Below are 21933 nucleotides of genomic sequence, written 5' to 3' on the forward strand. Positions count from 1 at the left end.
AGGGGTCTTCCTGAATGCAAAGCAATAATAATCATTCTCATTCGCACTTGTCCAATACTTTTTGCAAAAAATAGCGGTTGACTCAAATTTTAAAGTCATTGATGTTGGAGGGGACTTTTAACCGACTGAGGAACAAGGAATGAGTGAGATAGTGATACGCCACGCTGAACCGAGAGATTACGACGCCATTCGTCAGATCCACGCCCAGCCGGAGGTGTACCACAACACGCTACAGGTTCCTCATCCCTCAGAGCAGATGTGGCATGACCGGCTAACCGACCAGCCCGGCATCAAGCAGCTGGTCGCCTGCATCGACGATACCGTCGCCGGGCATTTGTGCATTGCCGTCGCACAACGCCCGCGCCGCAGCCACGTTGCCGATTTCGGTATTTGTGTGGGTGCGCAGTGGCAAAATCGGGGCGTTGCCAGCGCGCTGATGCGAACCATGATTGATATGTGCGACAACTGGCTGCGCGTCGACCGCATCGAGTTAACGGTGTTTGTGGATAACGAACCGGCTATCGCGGTGTACAAAAAGCATGGGTTTGAGATTGAAGGCACCGGCAAGCGCTACGGCCTGCGCAACGGCGAGTATGTGGATGCGTATTATATGGCGAGAATGAAGTGACATAGACCCCTCACCCTAACCCTCTCCCCAAAGGGGAGAGGGAACGATTACACCCTCTCCCCTTTGGGGAGAGGGCCGGGGTGAGGGGGATGTTCAATATCCCGCCGTTAAATCATCCACCGAACGCGGGTCCGACGCCCCAAACAGCGCGCCGTCCGGCCCGACCATAATGCTCTGGGTGCTGCCCATCGCCTCTTTCACCGCCACCTTCTGCCCGCGCTGCTCCAGCAGCTTGATGGTGTCCGGGCTAAAGCCCTTCTCCACGCGCAGCTCGTCCGGCAGCCACTGGTGGTGGAAACGCGGGGCGTTGGTGGCTTCGGCGACGTTCATCCCAAAGTCGATGCTGTTGACCACCATCTGCAGCACGGTGGTGATAATACGGCTCCCACCCGGGCTACCGGTCACCAGCCAGGTTTTCCCGTCTTTCACCACGATGGTGGGCGACATGGACGACAGAGGACGCTTCTTCGGCCCTACCGCATTCGCATCGCCGCCGACCAGCCCGTAGACGTTCGGCACGCCCGGCTTGGCGGAGAAGTCGTCCATCTCGTTGTTCAGCAGAATGCCGCTGTTGCCCGCCACAATCCCGGTACCGAAGGTGGTGTTGAGCGTGTAGGTTACCGCCACCGCATTGCCTTCTTTATCCACCACCGAGAAGTGCGTCGTCTGGTTGCTTTCATACGGCGCCAGCTTGCCGGGGCGGATCTCGCTCGACGGCTTAGCCTTGTTGATGTCGATCTGATCGGCAATGGATTTGGCATACGCCTTGTTGGTCAGCGCCTGCCACGGCACCTTCACGAAGTCCGGATCGCCGAGGTATTCAGAGCGGTCAGCGTAGGCGCGTTTTTCCGCTTCCGCCATCACCTGCATGGCATCCGCGCTGCCGAAGCCGAACTTGTGCATATCGAAGTTTTCAAGAATGTTGAGGATCTGCACGATGTGGATCCCGCCGGAGGACGGCGGCGGCATGGAGAAGACCTCGTAGCCGCGGTAGGTGCCGCTAATCGGCTCGCGCTCCACCGCCCTGTATTCCGCCAGATCCGCTTTGGTGATGAGCCCGCCGTTCTTTTGCATCTCCTGCGCAATCTGGTCGGCAATCGCTCCTTTGTAGAACGCATCCGGACCATGCTCCGCAATCAGCTCCAGGCTTTTGGCGAGGTTCTTCTGCACCAGCCTATCGCCCTTCTTCAGCGGCTCGCCGTCTTTCCAGAAGATGGCCTTGCTGTTTTCATGGTTTGGAATCACTTCGCTGCCGTAGGTTTTGAGGTCGTCCGCCAGGGCGTCATTCACCACAAAACCTTCCCGCGCCAGCTTGATGGCAGGCTGCACCACCTTGTTCAGCGGCATCGTGCCGTATTTTTCCAGCGCCAGCGAGAAGCCCGCAACGGTGCCCGGCGTGCCGGAGGCAAGATGCGAGGTGAGAGATTTTTTGCTGTCCGGGTTGCCCTGGTCGTCGAGGAACATATCGCGGGACGCCTGCGAAGGCGCCATTTCACGGAAGTCGATGGCGGTAGTTTTCCCGTCTTTGGTGCGCAGCATCATAAAGCCGCCGCCGCCCAGGTTCCCCGCCTGCGGGTGCGTCACCGCCAGCGCATAGCCGACAGCGACCGCCGCATCCACCGCGTTACCGCCCTGCTTGAGAATATCGACGCCCACGCGGGTTGCCAGCGCATCCACCGATGCCACCATGCCATGGGTTGCCCGCACGGGATGAAAAACATCTTCCTCCACGCCGTAAGAGACCGGAGGAGCCGCCGGCGAGTTGGCCGCCACGCTAAATGTACCGCCTGCCATCAGCGCGGCGATGGCGACCCAGCGCAAGAAGGTTGGTTTCATCATTATTGTTCTCCAGGTGAAGGGATCCATATTCCCCGCTTAAGCCTGGTTCACAACTCCTAAAAAATCATCGTCATGGTGAAATCAGGGTAAACTTAAGAGAGGCCTCAAGAGGAGGAAATGACAATGAAACGCTTGATGATTCTTACGGCGCTGATCCCGTTTGCCGCGCTCGCACAGCCACTCAACACCATGAACAACCCGAACCAGCAGGGTTACGTTATCCCGAGCCAGCAGCGTATGCAGACGGAGATGATGAGCCAGCAGCAACAGCAAAAAGGGATGCTGAATCAGCAGCTGAGAACGCAGACCCAGATGCAGCAGCAAAGCCTGCAAAACCAGATGAACGCCAACACCCAGCGCGTGCAGCAGGGGCAGGTGCGCGAGCAGCCGCTGCCGAATAAAAACGGCGGGATGTTAGGTGGCATGACGTCTACAGGCAGCGGACAGCAGCACATGCTGCCGCCGCAGTCGAATGGCAGAATGCTTAATCCGCAGAATTAAAGTCCGGGCCGATCAGGTCGATTGCATCGGTACAGATACTGTCCACGCCCCAGCGCAGCAGTTCGGCTGCACGCTGGGGTTTGTTAACGGTGTAAACCAGAATATGCATACCCGCGTCTTTCAGCATTTTCACCCGCGCCGCATCCAGCAGCTTGTGGTTCAGATGGATCGAGACGCAGCCCAGGCGCGTCGTTAGCTCGCGCCAGTCCTCGCGCCATTCGTCCAGCAACAGCCCGCGCGGTAGCTCAGGCACGGCCGCCTGTGCGGCCTCCAGCGCGTCGACGTCAAAGGACGACAGCAGCGGCGCGGTCATCCCTTCCCACAGCTCGCGCGCGGCAAGGGCAATCACTTTGCCCGTCAGCGGCCCGGTGCCGGTGGTCGGTTTTATTTCGATGTTGGCCATCATGCCGTGCTGGCGACAGCGATCGGCCACTTCCGCCAGCAGGGGCAGCGGTTCGCCTTTAAATTCACCGCTGTACCAGCTTCCGGCGTCCACCTTCAGCAGATCGCGCCACGGCAGTTCACCCGCCACGCCCCAGCCGTTGCTGGTGCGTTCGAGGTTGTCGTCATGCAGCAGGAAAATTTCGCCGTCCTTTGACAGCTTGGCGTCGAACTCGATCATCGTGTGGCCGTAGCGCGCGCCGACATCAATCGCCGCCAGGGTGTTTTCCGGGGCCAGCTTACCGCCGCCGCGGTGGGCGACGACGTGGGGATAAGGCCAGTTGCTCATACTCGTTGTCCTGTTTCACCGTCAAAAAGGTGCAGATGGTTTTCCGGCAGGTGCAGCCACAGCGTGCTGCCCGCTTTCGGGCGCTCCTGATGCGCCAGACGCACCACCATTTTTTGCTCGCCCCAGCGCCCGTGCGCCAGGTTATCTGCACCCAACATCTCCAGCGTGTCCATCACCAGCGGCACGCCGCCGTCCGCCTGAGAGGTTAAACCAATATGCTCGGGGCGGATACCGAGCGTCATCTTACGCCCGGCGTAGCCACGATAGTACCAGTTGATCGGCAGCGCCATCCCGCTTTCCAGCTCAAAATGCGTGCCCGCGCTGCTGATGCGCCCTTCCAGCAGGTTCATCGCCGGGCTGCCGATAAAGCTCGCCACAAAGCGGGTGGCCGGTTTTTCGTACACTTCCACCGGGGTGCCAATCTGCTCGGCAACGCCTTTGTTCATCACCATTACGCGCTGGGCGAGGGTCATGGCTTCAACCTGATCGTGGGTCACGTACAGGGAGGTGGTTTTGAGACGACGGTGCAGCTGCTGCAGCTCAAGACGCATCTGGACGCGCAGCTTGGCGTCGAGGTTTGAGAGCGGCTCGTCGAAGAGGAATACCGCCGGATCGCGCACGATAGCGCGCCCCATCGCCACGCGCTGGCGCTGGCCGCCGGAGAGCTCGCGCGGGCGGCGCTTCAGCAGGCCGTCGAGTTCCAGAATGCGCGCCGCCTCTTTCACCCGCTCGTCGATATGGCCTTTGCCCATGCCGCGAATTTTCAGCCCCCAGGCCATGTTCTCCTCCACGCTCATGTGCGGATAGAGCGCATAGTTCTGGAACACCATCGCGATGCCTCTGTCTTTCGGCTCCATCTCGGTGACGCGCTGGCGGTCAATCCAGATATCCCCGGACGTCACGCGCTCCAGCCCCGCCACCATGCGCAGCAGGGTGGATTTTCCGCAGCCGGACGGGCCGACCATCACGATGAATTCCCCGTCCGCCACGTCGAGCGTCAGCGGCTGAATCACCTGGGTTTTGCCGTCCCAGCTTTTGGTTACTGCCTGTAATTTTAAACCTGCCATCTTATTTCTCACTGTCCACTAAACCACGCACAAACGCACGCTGCATGGCTAAAACGATAACGACCGGGGGGATAAGTGTGAGCAGCATCGCCGCCATCACCTGGTTCCAGAGGGTGGTGCCTTCGCCGGTGGCGATCATGCCCTTAATGCCCGCCACGGCGGTGCCGAGATTGACGTCCTGAATAATCAGCAGCGGCCACAGGTACTGGTTCCAGCCGTAGATAAAGGTGATCACAAACAGCGCCGCGAGGTTGGTTTTCGACAGCGGCAGCACGATGTCGCGGAAGAAGCGCATCGGGGAGGCACCGTCGATGCGCGCGGCTTCAATCAGCTCGTCCGGCAGAGTCATAAAGAACTGGCGGAACAGGAAGGTGGCGGTCGCCGAGGCCATCAGCGGCAGGGTTAAGCCCGCGTAGCTGTCGAGCATCTTCAGGTTGGCGATCACCTCCACCGTCGGGAAGATACGCACTTCCACCGGCAGCATCAGGGTAATAAAAATCATCCAGAAGAACAGGTTACGCAGCGGAAAGCGGAACCAGACGATGGCGAAGGCCGAGAGCATCGACACCGTAATTTTGCCAACGGTGATGCCGAACGCCATGATGAAGCTGTTGAGCATCATCAGCTAGAACGGCGCGCTGTTGGTGCCCACGCCCTGGGTCCAGATGGTCTTCATGTTTTCGAAGAGATGCCCGCCTGGGATCAGCGTCATCGGCGTGTCGAACACCGCTTTGGTGTCCAGCGTGGCGGCGACAAACGCCACGTACAGCGGGAACAGGATGACGATAATCCCTAAAATCAGCATGGTATGGCTGAAAATCGTCAGCCCGCGACGGTTCTCAATCATTGGTAGCGCACCTTACTTTCAACATAGCGGAACTGCACCACCGTGAGGATGATGACGAGGAACATCAGCACGACGGACTGGGCGGCAGAAGCGGAGAGATCCAGCCCCGCAAAGCCTTCGCGGTAGATTTTGTAAATCAGCGTGGTGGTCGCCTGCACCGGGCCGCCTGCGGTGGCCGCATCGATCACCGGGAAAGTATCGAAGAAGGCGTACACGAGGTTTACCACCAGCAGGAAGAAGCTCACCGGGGCAATCAGCGGCAGCGACAGCCTGAAAAAGCGACGAACTGGCCCTGCGCCGTCAATTGCCGCGGCCTCCACCAGCGAGCGCGGAATGGACTGCAGCGCGGCAAAGAAGAACAGGAAGTTGTAGCTGATCTGCTTCCACACCGAGGCGAACACCACCAGGAACATCGCCTGACCGCTGTTCTGGGCGTGGTTCCACTCAACGCCGAACTCTGCCAGGAAGTGGGTAATCAGCCCGCGCCCCGGGTTAAACAGGAAGATCCACAGCACGGCGGCGACGGCTGGCGCCACGGCGTAGGGCAGCAGCATCAGGGTCTGGTACAGACGGCTGCCGCGCACCACGTAATCTACCAGCGCGGCGAAGAACAGCGACGCGACCAGCCCGCTGACGGTCACCAGCGCGCTGAACTTCATCGTCGTCCAGAAGGAGTCCAGGTAGTAGCTGTCGTGGAACAGCGCGGTGAAGTTGTCCAGCCCGACAAACTGGCTGGAAAGCCCGAACGGATCGACGCTTTGTACCGAGTACCAAAGCGCTTCGCCCGCAGGCCAGATAAAGAAGATAACGGTGATGACCAGCTGCGGCGCGACCAGAAGATAAGGCAGCCAGCGGGAACGGAACACCGGACGGGATGAGGACATAGGTTTGCTCTGTAGGTATACCCCCCTCACCCCGGCCCTCTCCCCAAAGGGGCGAGGGTGTAATCGTCCCCTCTCCCCTTTGGGGAGAGGGTTAGGGTGAGGGGATTAGTTTGAATTACGACTTCGTCGACTGCTCAAAGCGGCGCAGCAGCTGATTCCCGCGCTCTACCGCGGAGTCCAGCGCTTGCTGAGGCGTTTTCTTCCCGGTCCAGACGCTTTCCAGCTCTTCATCCACGATGGTGCGGATCTGCGGCATGTTGCCCAGACGCAGGCCTTTGGTGAACGGCAGCGGTGGCTTGTTCAGCATCTGACGCGTCGCGATATCTGCCCCTGGGTTCTTGCTGTAGAAGCCCTGCTCGCGGGTCAGGTCGTACGCGGCTTTGGTGATCGGCAGGTAGCCGGTCTTCTGATGCCATTCGGCGGCGTTTTCCGGCTTGGCCAGGAAGTCGAGGAACTCGGCGACGCCTTTGTAGGTGCCCTTGTCTTTACCCTGCATCACCCACAGGCTCGCCCCGCCGATGATGGCGTTCTGCGGCGCGCCCTTCACGTCGGCGTCATACGGCATCATGCCCACGCCGTAGTTGAATTTGGCGTAGTGACGGATATCCGCCAGCGAGCCGGACGAGGCGGTGGTTATGGCGCAGTCGCCGTTGTAGAACTTCTCGGTGGATTCGTCTTTACGCCCGAAGTAGCTGAAGTCGCCCTTCTTGTTCAGTGCTTCCAGCAGCGCGATGTGCTTCACCTGCTCCGGCTTGTTGAACTCCAGTACCGCGTCGGTGCCGTCGAAGCCGTTGTTTTTAGTCGCAACCGGCAGGCCGTGCCAGGCGCTGAAGTTTTCAATCTGGATCCAGCCCTGCCAGCCGCTGGCGTAGCCGCACTTCATGCCCGCGGCTTTCAGCTTCGCGGTGTATTCGGCCAGGTCCTGCCAGGTTTTTGGCGGCTGCTCCGGATCTAAGCCGGCTTTTTTGAAGGCGTCTTTGTTGTAGTACAGCACCGGCGTGGAGCTGTTAAACGGCTGGGACAGCAGGTGGCCGGTTTTGGAATCGGTGTAGTAACCCGCGACGGTCGGCACGAATTGCGACTCGTCGAAGTTGATGCCCGCCTCTTTGAACACTTCATACACCGGCTTGATGGCTTTGGAGGCCATCATGGTGGCGGTGCCCACTTCATAAACCTGTAACAGCGCCGGCGCGTTGCCGGTACGGAAGGCAGCGATGCCCGCACTCAGGCTCTGCTCGTAGTTACCTTTGTACACCGGCACAATTTTGTAATCCGGGTGGGTGTCGTTGAAACGCTGCGCCAGGGAGTCAACCTCTTTACCCAACTCCCCTTCCATGGAATGCCAGAACGGAATGGTGGTCACAGCCATTGCGTTCGTCGCAAAAGCCAGACCCAGTGCCAGACCCAAAGCTGTGTGTCGTAACGATGTCATTGTCATCTCTCTTATTGTGCCGGATGCGCGATATCACGCGTTTTATGCTCGCGAGGTAACATGACATGCTCGAATGACAGAAAAATAACTGTTTGCTTACAGATAAGTGACAGCCAGGCGTCAGGGGGATGATGGTTGTGTGAAGGGGTTTTTGGTTGGGTGCGGTTGGGTGCTCTCACCCCGTCCCTCTCCCACAGGGAGAGGGAGCAAACACTAAAAAAGGCAACTTTCGTTGCCTTTTTGTTTTTACCTATCCGCCCAAATACGCGCTCCGCACCGCTTCGTTCGCCAGCAGCGCATCGCCGGTATCCTCCAGCACCACGCGGCCGTTCTCCAGCACGTAGCCGCGGTCAGCGAGCTTCAGCGCCTGGTTGGCGTTCTGCTCGACGAGGAAGATAGTCATTCCCTCTTTACGCAGCTGCTCGATGGTGTCGAAAATCTGCTGGATGATGATCGGCGCCAGGCCGAGCGACGGTTCATCCAGCAGCAGCAGGCGCGGCTGGCTCATCAGCGCGCGGCCAATCGCCAGCATCTGCTGCTCACCGCCGGACATGGTGCCGGCGCGCTGGATGCGGCGCTCCCACAGGCGCGGAAAGAGTTCGTATACCCATTTTATGCGGGTCTGGTATTCATCCCGGTGAGCAAAGAAGCCGCCCATCGCCAGGTTCTCTTCCACCGTCATGCGGGAGAAGACGCGGCGCCCTTCCGGGACAATCGCCACCGCCTCGCGCATGATTTTTGCGGTCTGCCAGTCGGTAATGTCTTTATCATCAAACACAATCCGCCCGCTGGTGGCGCGCGGGTCTCCGCACAGGGTGCCGAGCAGCGTGGTTTTGCCCGCGCCGTTGGCGCCAATCAGGGTGACGATTTCACCCTGATTGATGTGCAGGCTTACGTCGTGCAGCGCTTGGATCTTGCCGTAGTGCGCGTTGACCTTGTCGAACGTTAACATCGCTTTTTCCATCTTATGCCTCACCAAGGTATGCGCGGATCACGTCCGGGTTATTGCGGATCTCTTCCGGCGTGCCGTTTGCCAGCGGCGTGCCCTGGTTTACCACGTAGATACGGTCCGAAATGCCCATCACCAGCTTCATGTCGTGTTCAATCAGCAGGATAGTGGTGTCGTGACTATCGCGCAGCTCGGCAATCAGCTCGTCCAGCTCTTTGGTCTCTTTCGGGTTGAGGCCCGCCGCCGGTTCGTCGAGCATCAGGATTTCCGGCTGGGTCACCATGCAGCGCACAATCTCCAGGCGACGCTGGTCGCCGTAGGCCAGGTTGCTCGCCTGACGGTTGGCGTGCTGCAGCAGGCCGATGCGGTCGAGCCAGGTGGCGGCGCGGTCGAGCGCCTCCTCCTGCGTGCGGCGGAAGGCCGGGGTTTTCAGCAGGCCGGAGAACAGGCCGGTTTTAAGCTGCTGATGCTGAGCCACCAGCAGGTTCTCAATTACCGTCATCTCGCGGAACAGACGCACGTGCTGGAAGGTACGCACCACGCCCATGCGGGCAATCTGCTGGCCCGGCAGCCCCTCAAGATGCTGGTCGCGCAGCATGATGGTGCCGCCGGTCGGCTTGTAGAAGCCGGTCAGGCAGTTAAAGACCGTGGTTTTCCCCGCCCCGTTCGGGCCAATCAGGGAGACAATCTCTTTCTTGTGCAGATCCAGATTCACGTTGTTGACCGCCAGCAGGCCGCCAAAACGCATCATCAGACCGTTAACGGATAATAATGGCTGACTCATGCCTGCTCTCCTTTCGCTTCCGCACTCTTAAGCTTCAGCTGTGGACGCGTCATCGGCAGCAGACCCTGCGGACGCCAGATCATCATCAGCACCATCAAACCACCCAGCATCAGCATGCTGTATTCGTTAAAGTCGCGCATCAGCTCGCGGGAGACCACCAGCAGGATGGCCGCGAGGATAACGGCGAACTGCGATCCCATCCCGCCGAGCACCACAATCGCCAGCACAAAGGCGGATTCGGCAAAGGTGAACGATTCCGGGCTGACGAAGCCCTGACGCGCGGCAAACAGCGTTCCGGCGAAACCGGCAAACGCGGCGCTGATGGTAAACGCGGTCAGCTTGATGCGGGTCGGGTTCAGGCCCAGCGAGCGGCAGGCGATCTCATCTTCGCGCAGCGCTTCCCACGCGCGGCCCAGCGGCATGCGCAGCAGGCGGTTGATCACGAACAGGGTAATCACCACCAGCAGCAGCGCCACCAGGTAGAGCCAGATCACGCGGTCAGATGGGTCATATTTGATGCCGAAGAAGTTGCTGAAGGTATCCCAGCCGCCTTCGCGGGCGGTACGGCTGAACTCCAGGCCGAAGAAGGTCGGCTTCGGGATCTGGCTGATGCCGTTCGGGCCGCCGGTCACTTCGGTGTTATTCAGCAGCAGGATACGGACGATTTCGCCGAAGCCCAGGGTCACAATCGCCAGGTAGTCACCGCGCAGGCGCAGCACCGGGAAGCCGAGCAGGAAGCCCGCGGCGGCAGAGACCAGCCCCGCCAGCGGCAGGCAGGTCCAGAAGCCGAGGCCGTAGTAGTGGTTTAGCAGCGCGAAGGTGTAGGCGCCGATGGCGTAGAAACCGCCGTAGCCCAGTACCAGCAGGCCAGACAGCCCCACTACCACGTTCAGACCCAGGCCGAGGATCACGTAAATCATGGTCAGGGTGGCGATATCCACCGTGCCGCGCGACACCATAAACGGCCACGCCACGGCGGCCACCAGCAGCGCCACGAGGAACAGCTTCTGCTTAACGGTAGAACCGTCGATCGCCGGCAGGACGAATTTCGGTCCGGAGACATTTTTCAGCGTCTTCTGGAACAGCGGGCGCAGCAGCTGGAACAGGAACACCACGGCGGTGCCGATAAATACCCATTGCCAGCGAATATCAGCTGCAGTATCGACAACGAGCTTGGTGCCATTCAGCTCAAGCTGGACGCCCATAAAGACGCTGGCCAGCACGAAGAACATGGCAGCAGAGAGCAGCGCCATTGCAAAATGCATCGGTTTCATACTTTCTCTACCTCCGGACGGCCCAGAATACCGGTAGGCATAACCAGCAGAACCAGAATCAGCAGGGCAAACGACACCACGTCTTTATATTCCGTACTCAGGTACGCCGAGGAGAGCGCTTCCGCCACGCCCAGGATCAGGCCGCCGATCATCGCGCCCGGAATGCTGCCGATGCCGCCCAGAACCGCCGCGGTGAAGGCTTTCATCCCGGCCATAAAGCCGATGTACGGGTTGATTACGCCGTAGAACTGGCCGAGCAGCACACCTGCGACGGCAGCCATCGCCGCGCCGATCACGAAGGTGAGCGCAATTACGCGGTCGGTGTTGATACCGAGCAGGCTCGCCATCTTCAGGTCTTCCGCGCACGCGCGGCAGGCGCGTCCCATGCGGGAGTAGCGAATGAACAGCGTCAGGGCGAGCATGGCGACAAAGGTCACGACCCAGATCACCAGTTGCATAGTGGTAATAGAGGCAGAAAAGTTTTCGCTGGCGCCCACAATCCACTGGCCGTTAAACAGGCTTGGCAGCGCCACGTCGCGCGAACCTTCGGTCAGGCTGACGTAGTTTTGCAGGAAGATGGACATCCCGATGGCGGAGATCAGGGCAATCAGTCGCTTGGAGCTGCGCACCGGCCGGTAGGCCACACGCTCAATGCTCCAGCCGTAGGCGCTGGCAATTACAATCGCGCCGACAAACCCGGCGGCGACCAGCAGCCAGCTGCTGTCGATGCCCATCATCATCAGCGCGGCGATAATCATAAAGGAGACGTAGCTACCGATCATGTACACCTCGCCGTGGGCGAAGTTGATCATGCCGATAATGCCGTAAACCATCGTGTAGCCGATGGCGATCAGCGCGTAGGTGCTTCCCAGCGTGACGCCGTTAAACATCTGCTGCAGGAAATAGAGAAACTGCTCGGACATATGCAAACCTTTTTATACCCGCCCGGTGAGCCGGGCGGTGGGATAATTATTTGGCGACCGAGGACGAACCGTCGGCGTGCCACTTAAAGACACCAAACTCAAATCCCTTCAGATCGCCTTTCTCATCCCAGTTCAGCGGCCCAATCACGGTGTTCGCCCCGTGCGCTTTTAAATCTTTCACCAGATCCAGCGGTTCTTTGCTGCCGGTACGATCCAGGGCCGTCGCCAGAGACTGCACGGCCGCGTAGGTGATCCAGACGTATGGACCGCTCGGATCTTTCTTCTGCGCCTTGAGCGCATCCACGATAGCCTTGTTGGCCGGATCCTGGTCATAGCGTTTTGGCATCGTTACCAGCATGCCTTCGGCAGAATCCCCCGCGATGTTTGACAGGGAGGCGTTGCCCACGCCCTCTGGCCCCATAAACTGGGTTTTCAGACCGGTGGCGCGCGCCTGGCGCAGCATTTGCCCCATTTCCGGGTAGTAGCCGCCGTAGTAGACGAAGTCGATGTTCTCTTTTTGCAGACGGGCGATCAGCGCGGAGAAGTCTTTCTCACCGGCGGTAATGCCGTCGAAGAAGACGATGTTCGCGCCCCCTTTTTTCAGACCGTCCTGCACGGAACGCGCCAGGCCCTCGCCGTACTGCTGTTTGTCATGAATGATGGCAATACGCTTTGGCTTAACGGTGTCGAGGATGTATTTCGCTGCGGTTGGCCCCTGCGAGGAGTCCAAACCGGCGGTACGCATGATGTGCTGATAGCCGCGCTGGGTCAGCTCCGGGTTGGTGGCACCCGGAGTGATCATCAAAATACCTTCGTCTTCGTAGATATCGGACGCGGGCTGGGTGGAGGATGAGCACAGGTGACCGATGACGTACTGGATGCCGTCGTTGACGATTTTGTTGGCGACCGCAACGGCCTGTTTCGGATCGCAGGCGTCGTCATACTCCACGCCCACCAGCTTGTCGCCCTTGATGCCGCCTTTGGCGTTGATGTCTTTGATGGCCTGACGCGCGCCGTTAAACTCCATGTCACCCCACTGGGCAACAGGGCCGGACATCGCACCGACTACCGCCACTTTAATCTCTTCCGCCATGGCCGCATGCGAGATCGCCAGTGCAACCATTCCCGCGATAAATGTCTTCGCGTTCCTTTTCATCTCAGAATCCCCATTCGTGATGTCGTGTTTATATTTTGTTTTATTATGGTTAAAAAGCATTCTGTACTTTTAATGAACAACGCTATTTTTACCAGTGCCTTTAATGGTTTAGCGCAGTTTTTTGTCAAAAACCAGACTAAAATCTCTATTTTTCAGGCGATTAAGGAAAGATAATATTCTGAAATCAGGCAGAGATAAACAAATAAAAGTGCAGTTTGCAGCATAAAATAACGGTACAAAGCGCCGAATAAATCGCTGCCATTCAGGTTAAAATTCTGCTTATTTTTCGATCCATGTGTTTTCACACTGCCCATTGCATTGCTAAAAAACTAATCACCTGGTTAATGAGAATAAAAAGAGGAAGCCGCTGAGTGAATAAATTGAGTACACTGCCTCTACTCAATTTGATTTGGACAAGCTGCTAATGAAACTGACTATCGTGCGTCTGGTGACCTTTAGCGACCAGGATCATATCGACCTGGGCAAGATCTGGCCGGAATATTCCCCTTCGTCGCTGCATGTTGACGAGAACCACCGCATTTATGCCGCGCGCTTCAACGAGCGCCTGCTGGCCGCGGTTCGCGTGACCCTGAGCGGCACGGAGGGAGCGCTGGATTCGCTGCGCGTGCGTGACGTGACCCGTCGTCGCGGTGTAGGACAGTATTTAATTGAAGAAGTGATCCGCGAAAACCCGAACGTGAACTCATGGTGGATGGCCGACGTGGGCGTGGAAGACCGCGGCGTGATGGCGGCGTTTATGCAGGCGTTAGGGTTTACGGCGCAGGAGAGCGGGTGGGAGAAGCGTTTGGGGTGATTTGTGCGGGGTGATGTGTGCGGTGCGGCCTGATGCCCTCACCCCGGCCCTCTCCCACGGGGAGAGGGTGCAAACACTAAAATGGCAACCTTACGGTTGCCATTTGCTTTTATTTTGCGTCAGTAGCAGTACCGTTAGCATGCCAGTCAAACACGCCGAATTCGAAGCCCTTCAGGTCGCCCTTCGCGTCCCAGGACAGCGGCCCCATGACGGTTTCGACCGTGTTCGCTTTCAGCCAGGTGGCAATCTCAGCCGGATCGGCTGACTGGTTCAGACCCGCCTGCAGAGACTGCAGCGCAGCGTAGGTGGTCCAGACGAACGCGCCGCTTGGATCCTGTTTCTTCGCCTTGATGGCATCTACGATTGGTTTGTTCGCAGGGACCTGGTCGTAGTTCTTCGGCTTGGTCACCAACAGACCTTCAGCAGATTCACCCGCGATGTTAGACAGGGAAACGTTCGCCACGCCTTCCGGTCCCATGAACTGGGTTTTCAGACCCGCCGCACGCGCCTGGCGCAGGATCTGGCCCATTTCCGGGTGGTAGCCGCCGTAGTAAACGAAATCGATATTCTCTTTCTTCAGACGCGCCACCAGCGTGGAGAAGTCTTTCTCACCGGCGGTGATCCCGTCAAAGAAGACCACGTTGGCATTGCCTTTCTTCAGACCGTCCTGCACCGCACGGGCCAGACCTTCGCCATATTGCTGTTTGTCGTGAACAATCGCGATACGCTGCGGCTTCACTTTATCCAGAATGTACTTAGCCGCCGTTGGGCCCTGATCGGAATCCAGACCGGTGGTGCGCAGGGTCAGCTTATAGCCGCGCGCGGTCAGCTCTGGTGCAGTTGCGGCCGGGGTGATCATCAGAATGCCTTCGTCTTCGTAGATGTCAGACGCTGGCTGAGTGGAAGAGGAGCACAGGTGACCGATAACGTATTTGATCCCGTCGTTGACCACTTTGTTCGCCACCGCGACCGCTTGCTTCGGGTCACAGGCATCATCGTATTTTACGATCTGCAGTTTTTCGCCCTTGATGCCGCCCTTGGCATTAATGTCTGCAACCGCCTGTTCAGCGCCCGTAAATTCCTGGTCGCCGTACTGTGCTACCGGACCGGACATTGCGCCCACCACGGCCACTTTAATATCTGCCTGCGCCATGGTGCTGAATGCCAACGCGATACATCCTGCCAGTAACGCTTTACCCTTCATGTTCATCCTGAGATTCCCCATTATTATGGTTATTACGATTGTTGTGATGTTGTTGTGCAGCGCTTTATTTCAGTTATTGGTGTGCTGTTCGCGCTTTTTCAGCATACTCTGCTAAAACATACCCCATTTTTATGATTTTGGAATAGCTAATTTGAAATGAAAATATGATAAGCCCGACAGGATTTAACGCCGGGCTGGCGGCTTTAACGTGTCAGCGACGCGAAGATAATGTCCAGCGCTTTACGGAACTGCGCTTCGGGGATGGTAAGCGGATAAAGGAAGCGGATCACGTTGCCGTAAACGCCGCAGCTCAGGAGCAGCAGCCCTTCGTTCAACGCGCGTTCCTGCACCTGCCGGGTGAATTCCGGCGACGGTTGTCCGGATTGCGGATCGTTAAACTCTACCGCCACCATCGAGCCCTGGGCACGGATGTCGGCGATGAACGGGCAGTGTTCCTTCGCTTTGTTGAGCACTTCTACCAGATGATGGCCGAGATGCGCCGAGCGCGTGCAGAGATCTTCCTCGTCAATCACGTCCAGCACCGCGTGGGCCGCGGCAATCGCCAGCGGGTTACCCGCGTAGGTACCGCCCAGTCCGCCAGGCGCGGGCGCGTCCATCACCTCGGCGCGGCCCGATACCGCTGAGAGCGGCATCCCGCCCGCGAGGCTTTTCGCCATGGTGATCAGGTCCGGCTTCACGCAGTGGTGCTCCATCGAGAACAGCTTGCCGGTGCGGGCGAAGCCGCTTTGCACCTCGTCGGCAATCAGCAAGATACCGTGGGTATCGCACAGGGCGCGCAGAGCCTGCATAAAATCAGCGGGCGCGATGTTGAAACCGCCCTCCCCCTGAACCGGTTCGAGAATAATGGCCGCCACCTGGTCTGGGGCGATATCCGCTTTAAAGATGCGTTCCAGGCTTTTTAATGCTTCCGCCGTGCTGACGCCGTGCAGTTCGTTCGGATACTGCGCGTGATACACAGAGCCGGGGAACGGGCCGAAGCCCAGCTTGTACGGCGCGACCTTACCGGTCAGCGCCATGGTCATAAAGGTACGCCCGTGGAACGCGCCGCCAAAGGCGATCAGGCCTGGGCGTCTGGTGTACGCGCGGGCAATTTTGACCGCGTTTTCGACCGCTTCAGCGCCCGTGGAGAAGAAGGCGGTTTTGGCAGGGCCGTCAATCGGAACGCGCTGGTTGATGCGCTCGGCAAGCGCGACATAGCCTTCGTACGGCACAATCTGGTAGGCCGTGTGGGTAAACGCGTGGAGCTGTTTTTCAATAGCGGAGATGACTTTGGGATGGCGATGGCCGGTATTCAGCACCGCGATCCCGGCGGCGAAGTCGATATACTCATTGCCTTCCACGTCCCACACCGTGGCGTTTTCGGCTTTGTCGGCATAGAAGTTACACATCACGCCGATGCCGCGCGGCGTCGCCTGTAAACGCCGGTCGTTCAGTTCGGTATTTTTCACCCTGTCCCCCTGAGAAAGTCGCCTGCTTAGCGCATCAGTAAGTGTTTGCCAGGGGGAGGGAATTCGCCAGAGCGGGCGCTAAAAAAACAAAACCCCCGGACTCGCATCCAGGGGTTCTCGGTGTACTTCGCGGTAATTACGCTTCGATAGCGGCGCGAAGTTTTTTCATGGCGTTCTTCTCAAGCTGACGGACACGTTCCGCAGAAACGCCGTAGCGGTCGGCCAGCTCCTGCAGCGTGGACTTGTTGTCTTCATCCAACCAGCGGGCGCGGATAATGTCCTGGCTACGTTCGTCGAGACCTTCCATCGCATGGGTCAGCTTGTTCGCGGCCTGATCTTCCCAGTTGTCCTCTTCAATGCCCTCGGCAAAGTTAGAGGTTTTATCCTGTAGATACAGAACCGGTGCCATCGGCTGGCTGTCGGATGCGTCGTCGTCGGAGGACATATCAAAGGTCATGTCCTGCGCGGCCATACGGGATTCCATCTCACGGACGTCTTTACTGGATACACCCAGCTCGCGCGCCACCATTTCCACTTCATCCTGATTGAACCAGCCCAGACGCTGCTTGGTTTTACGCAGGTTGAAGAACAGCTTACGTTGCGCTTTTGTCGTGGCGACCTTCACGATACGCCAGTTGCGCAGCACGTATTCATGAATTTCTGCTTTGATCCAGTGCACGGCGAAGGAGACCAGTCGCACGCCCACTTCCGGGTTAAAGCGACGTACAGCCTTCATCAGGCCGATGTTACCTTCCTGAATCAAGTCCGCCTGCGGCAGGCCATAGCCCGCATAGTTACGAGCAATGTGAACAACAAAGCGCAGGTGAGACAGGATCAGCTTTTTCGCTGCTTCCAGATCGCCCTGGTAATGCAGCTTTTCAGCAAGCTCCTTTTCTTCCTCGGCCGTTAACATCGGCCAGGTGTTCGCAGCCCGGATATAAGATTCCAGGTTACCAACAGGGGCTAAAGCTAAAGTTTGCATTTCTTTGGTCATTCATTCCTCTCAATGTTTCTTCTGGTCCAGGCTGTCCCCGTCAGGCAACAACCATGCCAAAGCGTTTGAGCAACGAGATTAGCATTCACTCTTTTATCAGACAGTGATTTTATCCACAAGTTCCAGGTGCAACGGTGAATAAATTACGCACAAAATGTGACATGGAGATGATAACAGGGGAAGAGACAACAGGGACGCTTTCCCTGCAGAGCGAACATCTCGGTGCAGGGAAAGATTATATCACGCTTTTATTAGTCGGGAGTAAAGTGGCGTAAATGTTGAACCGTTGCCAGCCATGCGGCAATCCAGCCGATCATGGAGCACACCAGCAGCAACAGCAGGCACTCATCGAAGCCTAACCCACTGATATCAAACTTAGTTCCGAAAACCTGTGCCACTTCAGTGACGGCAGATGAAAGCCGCATCACCAAAATTTCTGACAATATCAGTGAAAGAAATGCGCCGGAGAAACCGAGCAGTGCGCCACCGTAAAGGAACGGACGCAGGATGAAACCATCCGTTGCGCCAATCAGTTTCTGCACGTTGATGGTATCGCGACGCGCGAAGATGCTCAGACGCACGCTGTTACCGATGACGAGGAACACCGCCGCCACCATCAGCACGCCGATCATCGCCGACACGCGCCCCACCAGCCCGGTCAGCGCCGCAAGACGGGCGAACCAGCTGTCGTCCATGCGCACTTCATCGATCCCGTTGATGCGGGTGATGCGGTCGCGCAGGGTATTCAGCGAATCGGTTCCCTGGAAATCAAGCTTCGGGATCACCACCGCCACGGCGGGCAGCGGGTTCTCTTCGAGCATATCTAGCGCGCCGCCAAAGCCTGACCAGTTACGGAATTCGCCCAGCGCTTCTTCACGGGAGAGATAATTGACCTTTTCCACGCCCTGCTCGGCCTGGATTTGCCCGACCACCTGCGCCGCCGCGTTATCGTCGAGCGCTTTATCCAGATAAACGGTGATCTGCGGTGACGGATAATACTGCGACGCCGCCTGGTTGACGTTCTTATAGACCATGTAGCAGACGCTTGGCAGCGTCAGGGAGATGGCAATCACCATCACCGTCAGGAACGTCGCCAGCGGCTTGCTTTTCAGGTCCTGCAGCGCGCCGTGGAAGGCGTAGCGCACCTGCTCGTTAAACACGTTGGTCTTGCGGGAAGCCGGCTTCGGCGCCGCTTTCTGGCGCTTAGGCGCATTACGATTGCCGTCACCGCCGCCCTGCGGCTTACGGAAACGGTCAAACCGGTTCCCGAACTGCCGAATCTGGTTCATTGCATCACGCTTGTTCACCGTGGCCTCCGTGCAAATGCCCGTCGCTCAGGGTCAGCATGCGGTACGAACGTCGGGAAATCAGCCCCATATCGTGCGTCGCCATCAGTACCGTTACCCCTACGCGGTTGAATTCCTCAAACAGACGCAAAATCCCTTCGGACAGGGCATCGTCCAGGTTACCGGTCGGTTCATCCGCCAGCAGTACGGCAGGCTTGTTCACCACCGCGCGGGCGATGCCCACGCGCTGCTGTTCACCGCCGGAAAGCTGGATCGGGAAGTTTTTCGCTTTGTCCAGCAGCCCGACCTTGTCCAGCGCCGCAGAGACGCGACGGCGGATATCGTCATAGCTGGCGCCGGCAATAATCAGCGGGATCGCCACGTTATCGAAAACGGTGCGATCCATCAGCAGGTGGTGATCCTGGAAAATCATGCCGATCTGACGACGCAGAAACGGCACTTCACGGTTTTTCAGACGGCTAATTTCGTGGCCGCTGAACCAGATTTTCCCGGCGCTTGGCCGTTCGATCCCACAGATAAGCTTGAGCAGGGTACTTTTCCCCGCGCCGGAATGGCCGGTCAGGAATGCCATCTCGCCTGGCTGCAGGTGGAACGTCACCCCCTGCAGCGCTTGTCTCCCACCGAGATAGGCCTTGCTGACGTGTTCAAAGCGAATCATTGTTAGTCCTCTCGGGCAAATAATGCCTCAATAAAGTCGTCCGCCTTAAACGGACGCAAATCCTCAATACGCTCGCCCACACCGATGTAGCGGATAGGAATGCCGAACTGGTCGGCCACGGAGAAGATCACCCCGCCTTTCGCGGTGCCGTCCAGCTTGGTCAGCGCGATCCCCGTCAGCCCTACCGCTTCATGGAACAGCTTCGCCTGGCTAATGGCGTTCTGCCCGGTGCTGGCGTCGATAGTCAGCATAATTTCATGCGGTGCATCTTCGTCCAGCTTCTTCATGACGCGAACGATTTTCTTCAGCTCTTCCATCAGGTGCGATTTGTTCTGCAAACGCCCTGCGGTGTCGGCAATCAGCACGTCCACGTTGCGCGACTTCGCCGCCTGGATGGCGTCGAAAATCACGGACGCGGAATCCGCGCCAGTGTGCTGGGCAATCACCGGAATGTTGTTGCGCTGGCCCCATACCTGGAGCTGCTCAACCGCTGCCGCACGGAAGGTATCGCCCGCCGCCAGCATCACCGATTTACCCTGCTGCTCAAACTGGCGCGCCAGCTTGCCGATGGTGGTGGTTTTACCCACGCCGTTGACGCCAACCATCAGAATAACAAATGGCGTTTTGCCTTCAATATTAAGCGGTTCGTCAACTTTTGCGAGAATTTCGCCCATCTCGTCTTTCAGCAGGCCGTACAGCGCCTCGGCGTCGCGCAGCTGCTTGCGGCTCGCCCCTTCGGTCAGGTTGGCAATGATCTTACGGGTGGTCTCCACGCCGACGTCCGCAATCAGCAGCTGTTCTTCCAGCTCTTCAAAGAGATCGTCGTCGATCTTCTTGCCGCGGAACAGACTGATAAATCCGGAACCTAAGTTTTCTTTGGTTTTGAGCAGGCTGCGCTTCAGGCGCGCGAAGAAACCTTCTTTGGTCGGTTTTTCCTGCTCCTGCACGATCTCTTCTTCGGCCTGCTCTTCCACCGGCACGACGATTACCGCTTCTTCAGCCGCTTCCGCCGCCAGCGCCTGGGCTTCCAGCTCTTCGTCGGTCAGCTCTGGCTCAAGTGCCGCTTCTTCTTCCACCGCCTCAACGATTTCAACGGTTTCCGCTTCGGCCTGCCACTCTTCGGCAGACACCTCTTCGGCGTTGACCTCTTCCGGCAGCGGCAGCTCTTCGTGTTCGATTACAGCCTGCGGCGCCTCGGTAACGGCTTCGATGACGACAGGTTCTGGCTTCTCGCTCTCCTGAACCTGCTCAGTGACCTCAACCACCTCTTCAGCAAAGGACTCGATCTCTTCTTTGCTGTGGGCAGGCTCTTCCGCTTCGACAACCGCAGCGGTTTCTACTGGCGTTTCAGGCTGTGACTGCTCTTCTGCAACCTGTTGTTCTTCGGTTTTCTGTTCTGTTTCTTGCTCTTTTTCACCGAAACCCAACCAGGAAAAGAAGCCACGTTTTTTTTGTTTTGCCATCTGCGACTACACTCCTCGCGGCGCTATATACAGGGAAGCTAAAAAAATGATGAAATAGTCTAACACTTTACTTAATTGACATCACCGCCCGCAATCGCAGGGCTATGGTTAACAGAGCTTTCCTGAGATGAAGAAACCCACCCGCGCCCCGGCCGGTCAAATTCGCATTATCGGCGGCCAGTGGCGAGGCCGGAAATTACCGGTGCCGGACAGCCCCGGTTTACGCCCCACCACCGACCGCGTTCGCGAGACGCTGTTTAACTGGCTTGCCCCGTCAATGGTAGACGCCCACTGCCTGGACTGCTTCGCCGGAAGCGGTGCCTTAGGTCTGGAGGCGCTGTCGCGCTATGCTGCCAGCGCCACGCTGCTGGAGATGGAGCGCGGCGTCGCACAGACTCTGCAGCAAAATCTGGCGACGCTGAAGGCGACGAATGCGAAAGTGGTAAATACCAATACGCTGAGCTTCCTCGCGCAGCAGGGCACGCCGCATAACGTGGTCTTTGTCGACCCGCCGTTCCGCAAGGGGCTGCTGGAAGAGACGCTAACCCTGCTGGAGCACAATGGCTGGCTGGCGGATGACGCGCTAATTTATGTAGAAAGCGAAGTGGAAAACGGCCTGCCACCCGTTCCCGTTCACTGGGATCTGCACCGCGAAAAGGTTGCAGGCCAGGTGGCTTATCGTCTTTATCACCGTCAGGCACAAGGAGGATCCGATGCCGGTACTGATTAACCTGGGACGCTTGCTGATGCTGGGCGTCTGGGCATTTTTGATTTTGAATCTGGTGCACCCGTTCCCGCGCCCGTTGAATATTTTCGTTAACGTGGCGCTGATTTTCACCTCGTTCATGCACGCTCTGCAGATGGTGATGCTGAAAAACGGCCTGCCGAAAGATGGCCCGCCGATGACCGGCTGGCAGCAGCTGCGGGTGTTTATTTTCGGCGTGTTTGAACTGCTGGTGTGGATGAAGAAGTTTAAGGCGCAGGTGAAGAAGTAAGGTGCGGCCTGATGC

General features: G+C 58.1%; 21 protein-coding genes and 1 pseudogene. 5 read left to right on the plus strand and 17 right to left on the minus strand.

Annotated elements, in window-relative coordinates:
* Positions 1 to 139: 139 nt before the first annotated feature.
* Entirely contained in the window at positions 140 to 628 is a 489-nt protein-coding gene (yhhY, locus tag USG84_RS19985) for an N-acetyltransferase (protein ID WP_253540360.1), read from the plus strand.
* Between the two features lie 93 nt (positions 629 to 721).
* On the opposite strand, the gene ggt is transcribed toward yhhY, so the two are convergent.
* Positions 722 to 2467, minus strand: coding sequence for a gamma-glutamyltransferase (gene ggt / locus USG84_RS19990; protein ID WP_320738435.1), 1746 nt, complete (start codon positions 2465 to 2467; stop codon positions 722 to 724).
* A gap of 123 nt (positions 2468 to 2590) precedes the next feature.
* Here ggt and USG84_RS19995 point away from each other — a divergent pair, with 123 nt between their 5' ends.
* Positions 2591 to 2968, plus strand: a complete 378-nt coding sequence (locus USG84_RS19995) for a DUF2756 family protein (RefSeq protein WP_151412699.1) — start codon at positions 2591 to 2593, stop codon at positions 2966 to 2968.
* Here the strand turns inward: USG84_RS19995 and ugpQ are convergent.
* From ugpQ to livK, 10 genes and pseudogenes are all read right to left on the minus strand, one after another.
* Positions 2952 to 3698, minus strand: coding sequence for a glycerophosphodiester phosphodiesterase (ugpQ, locus tag USG84_RS20000; protein ID WP_253540354.1), 747 nt, complete (start codon positions 3696 to 3698; stop codon positions 2952 to 2954). The two genes, USG84_RS19995 and ugpQ, sit on opposite strands and share 17 nt — an antisense overlap.
* Positions 3695 to 4765, minus strand: coding sequence for a sn-glycerol-3-phosphate import ATP-binding protein UgpC (locus USG84_RS20005; protein WP_047362620.1), 1071 nt, complete (start codon positions 4763 to 4765; stop codon positions 3695 to 3697). Before USG84_RS20005 ends, ugpQ begins: the two co-directional genes overlap by 4 nt.
* A 1-nt stretch (position 4766) precedes the next feature.
* Positions 4767 to 5612, minus strand: a pseudogene (gene ugpE, locus USG84_RS20010) (sn-glycerol-3-phosphate ABC transporter permease UgpE).
* Positions 5609 to 6496: a sn-glycerol-3-phosphate ABC transporter permease UgpA gene (gene ugpA, locus USG84_RS20015; protein WP_151412698.1), complete on the minus strand. Its 888-nt coding sequence runs from the start codon at positions 6494 to 6496 to the stop codon at positions 5609 to 5611. Before ugpA ends, ugpE begins: the two are co-directional and overlap by 4 nt.
* Positions 6497 to 6611: 115 nt before the next feature.
* Entirely contained in the window at positions 6612 to 7928 is a 1317-nt protein-coding gene (gene ugpB, locus USG84_RS20020) for a sn-glycerol-3-phosphate ABC transporter substrate-binding protein UgpB (protein ID WP_023326491.1), read from the minus strand.
* A gap of 250 nt (positions 7929 to 8178) precedes the next feature.
* The gene (gene livF, locus USG84_RS20025; protein WP_061099567.1) at positions 8179 to 8892 is read right to left on the minus strand and encodes a high-affinity branched-chain amino acid ABC transporter ATP-binding protein LivF; all 714 of its coding nucleotides are present in this window, start codon (positions 8890 to 8892) and stop codon (positions 8179 to 8181) included.
* Between the two features lies 1 nt (position 8893).
* Complete coding sequence (gene livG / locus USG84_RS20030; RefSeq protein WP_061099568.1) at positions 8894 to 9661, minus strand: high-affinity branched-chain amino acid ABC transporter ATP-binding protein LivG; 768 nt, start codon at positions 9659 to 9661, stop codon at positions 8894 to 8896.
* Complete coding sequence (locus tag USG84_RS20035; protein WP_061099569.1) at positions 9658 to 10935, minus strand: high-affinity branched-chain amino acid ABC transporter permease LivM; 1278 nt, start codon at positions 10933 to 10935, stop codon at positions 9658 to 9660. The genes livG and USG84_RS20035 overlap by 4 nt, the downstream gene beginning before the upstream one ends.
* The gene (gene livH, locus USG84_RS20040) at positions 10932 to 11858 is read right to left on the minus strand and encodes a high-affinity branched-chain amino acid ABC transporter permease LivH (RefSeq protein ID WP_028015147.1); all 927 of its coding nucleotides are present in this window, start codon (positions 11856 to 11858) and stop codon (positions 10932 to 10934) included. The genes USG84_RS20035 and livH overlap by 4 nt, the downstream gene beginning before the upstream one ends.
* Positions 11859 to 11904: 46 nt before the next feature.
* Positions 11905 to 13014 carry a high-affinity branched-chain amino acid ABC transporter substrate-binding protein LivK gene (livK, locus tag USG84_RS20045; protein ID WP_061099570.1) on the minus strand — a complete coding sequence of 370 codons (1110 nt, stop codon included), beginning with the start codon at positions 13012 to 13014 and terminating at the stop codon, positions 11905 to 11907.
* A gap of 424 nt (positions 13015 to 13438) precedes the next feature.
* Here livK and panM point away from each other — a divergent pair, with 424 nt between their 5' ends.
* Entirely contained in the window at positions 13439 to 13828 is a 390-nt protein-coding gene (gene panM, locus USG84_RS20050) for an aspartate 1-decarboxylase autocleavage activator PanM (RefSeq protein ID WP_028015145.1), read from the plus strand.
* Positions 13829 to 13937: 109 nt separating this feature from the next.
* Here panM and livJ read toward each other — a convergent pair whose 3' ends face one another.
* The 6 genes from livJ to ftsY all read right to left on the minus strand — a co-directional run bounded on the left by livJ (position 13938) and on the right by ftsY (position 20923).
* Positions 13938 to 15038, minus strand: coding sequence for a branched chain amino acid ABC transporter substrate-binding protein LivJ (gene livJ, locus USG84_RS20055; RefSeq protein WP_151412697.1), 1101 nt, complete (start codon positions 15036 to 15038; stop codon positions 13938 to 13940).
* A gap of 197 nt (positions 15039 to 15235) precedes the next feature.
* Positions 15236 to 16501, minus strand: coding sequence for a 4-aminobutyrate--2-oxoglutarate transaminase (locus USG84_RS20060; RefSeq protein WP_253540351.1), 1266 nt, complete (start codon positions 16499 to 16501; stop codon positions 15236 to 15238).
* A 136-nt stretch (positions 16502 to 16637) separates the two neighbouring features.
* The gene (rpoH, locus tag USG84_RS20065; RefSeq protein ID WP_253540347.1) at positions 16638 to 17495 is read right to left on the minus strand and encodes an RNA polymerase sigma factor RpoH; all 858 of its coding nucleotides are present in this window, start codon (positions 17493 to 17495) and stop codon (positions 16638 to 16640) included.
* A gap of 251 nt (positions 17496 to 17746) precedes the next feature.
* Positions 17747 to 18802, minus strand: coding sequence for a permease-like cell division protein FtsX (ftsX, locus tag USG84_RS20070; RefSeq protein WP_028015142.1), 1056 nt, complete (start codon positions 18800 to 18802; stop codon positions 17747 to 17749).
* Positions 18789 to 19460, minus strand: a complete 672-nt coding sequence (gene ftsE / locus USG84_RS20075; RefSeq protein ID WP_003861525.1) for a cell division ATP-binding protein FtsE — start codon at positions 19458 to 19460, stop codon at positions 18789 to 18791. Before ftsE ends, ftsX begins: the two co-directional genes overlap by 14 nt.
* A gap of 2 nt (positions 19461 to 19462) precedes the next feature.
* A complete protein-coding gene (ftsY, locus tag USG84_RS20080; RefSeq protein ID WP_253540345.1) occupies positions 19463 to 20923 on the minus strand; it encodes a signal recognition particle-docking protein FtsY in 1461 nt (486 codons plus the stop codon).
* Positions 20924 to 21050: 127 nt separating this feature from the next.
* Here ftsY and rsmD point away from each other — a divergent pair, with 127 nt between their 5' ends.
* Both rsmD and USG84_RS20090 read left to right on the plus strand, forming a co-directional pair.
* Complete coding sequence (gene rsmD, locus USG84_RS20085) at positions 21051 to 21653, plus strand: 16S rRNA (guanine(966)-N(2))-methyltransferase (RefSeq protein WP_253540343.1); 603 nt, start codon at positions 21051 to 21053, stop codon at positions 21651 to 21653.
* Positions 21637 to 21918, plus strand: a complete 282-nt coding sequence (locus tag USG84_RS20090; RefSeq protein WP_014882110.1) for a DUF1145 family protein — start codon at positions 21637 to 21639, stop codon at positions 21916 to 21918. The genes rsmD and USG84_RS20090 overlap by 17 nt, the downstream gene beginning before the upstream one ends.
* Positions 21919 to 21933 lie beyond the last annotated feature (15 nt).

It is taken from the genome of Enterobacter sp. 168J2, from assembly GCF_034107265.1.
Taxonomy (GTDB): Bacteria; Pseudomonadota; Gammaproteobacteria; order Enterobacterales; family Enterobacteriaceae; genus Enterobacter; species Enterobacter nematophilus.

Bases quoted from the DNA above. Each gene is read 5' to 3' on its own strand.
- livG (WP_061099568.1), bottom strand. From the start codon at position 9,661: ATGAGTCAGCCATTATTATCCGTTAACGGTCTGATGATGCGTTTTGGC.
- livH (WP_028015147.1), bottom strand. From the start codon at position 11,858: ATGTCCGAGCAGTTTCTCTATTTCCTGCAGCAGATGTTTAACGGCGTC.
- livF (WP_061099567.1), bottom strand. From the start codon at position 8,892: ATGGAAAAAGCGATGTTAACGTTCGACAAGGTCAACGCGCACTACGGC.
- ggt (WP_320738435.1), bottom strand. From the start codon at position 2,467: ATGATGAAACCAACCTTCTTGCGCTGGGTCGCCATCGCCGCGCTGATG.
- ugpA (WP_151412698.1), bottom strand. From the start codon at position 6,496: ATGTCCTCATCCCGTCCGGTGTTCCGTTCCCGCTGGCTGCCTTATCTT.
- rpoH (WP_253540347.1), bottom strand. From the start codon at position 17,495: ATGACCAAAGAAATGCAAACTTTAGCTTTAGCCCCTGTTGGTAACCTG.
- rsmD (WP_253540343.1), top strand. From the start codon at position 21,051: ATGAAGAAACCCACCCGCGCCCCGGCCGGTCAAATTCGCATTATCGGC.
- USG84_RS20035 (WP_061099569.1), bottom strand. From the start codon at position 10,935: ATGAAACCGATGCATTTTGCAATGGCGCTGCTCTCTGCTGCCATGTTC.
- livK (WP_061099570.1), bottom strand. From the start codon at position 13,014: ATGAAAAGGAACGCGAAGACATTTATCGCGGGAATGGTTGCACTGGCG.
- ugpQ (WP_253540354.1), bottom strand. From the start codon at position 3,698: ATGAGCAACTGGCCTTATCCCCACGTCGTCGCCCACCGCGGCGGCGGT.
- ftsE (WP_003861525.1), bottom strand. From the start codon at position 19,460: ATGATTCGCTTTGAACACGTCAGCAAGGCCTATCTCGGTGGGAGACAA.
- livJ (WP_151412697.1), bottom strand. From the start codon at position 15,038: ATGAACATGAAGGGTAAAGCGTTACTGGCAGGATGTATCGCGTTGGCA.
- USG84_RS19995 (WP_151412699.1), top strand. From the start codon at position 2,591: ATGAAACGCTTGATGATTCTTACGGCGCTGATCCCGTTTGCCGCGCTC.
- yhhY (WP_253540360.1), top strand. From the start codon at position 140: ATGAGTGAGATAGTGATACGCCACGCTGAACCGAGAGATTACGACGCC.
- ugpB (WP_023326491.1), bottom strand. From the start codon at position 7,928: ATGACATCGTTACGACACACAGCTTTGGGTCTGGCACTGGGTCTGGCT.
- ftsY (WP_253540345.1), bottom strand. From the start codon at position 20,923: ATGGCAAAACAAAAAAAACGTGGCTTCTTTTCCTGGTTGGGTTTCGGT.
- USG84_RS20090 (WP_014882110.1), top strand. From the start codon at position 21,637: ATGCCGGTACTGATTAACCTGGGACGCTTGCTGATGCTGGGCGTCTGG.
- panM (WP_028015145.1), top strand. From the start codon at position 13,439: ATGAAACTGACTATCGTGCGTCTGGTGACCTTTAGCGACCAGGATCAT.
- USG84_RS20005 (WP_047362620.1), bottom strand. From the start codon at position 4,765: ATGGCAGGTTTAAAATTACAGGCAGTAACCAAAAGCTGGGACGGCAAA.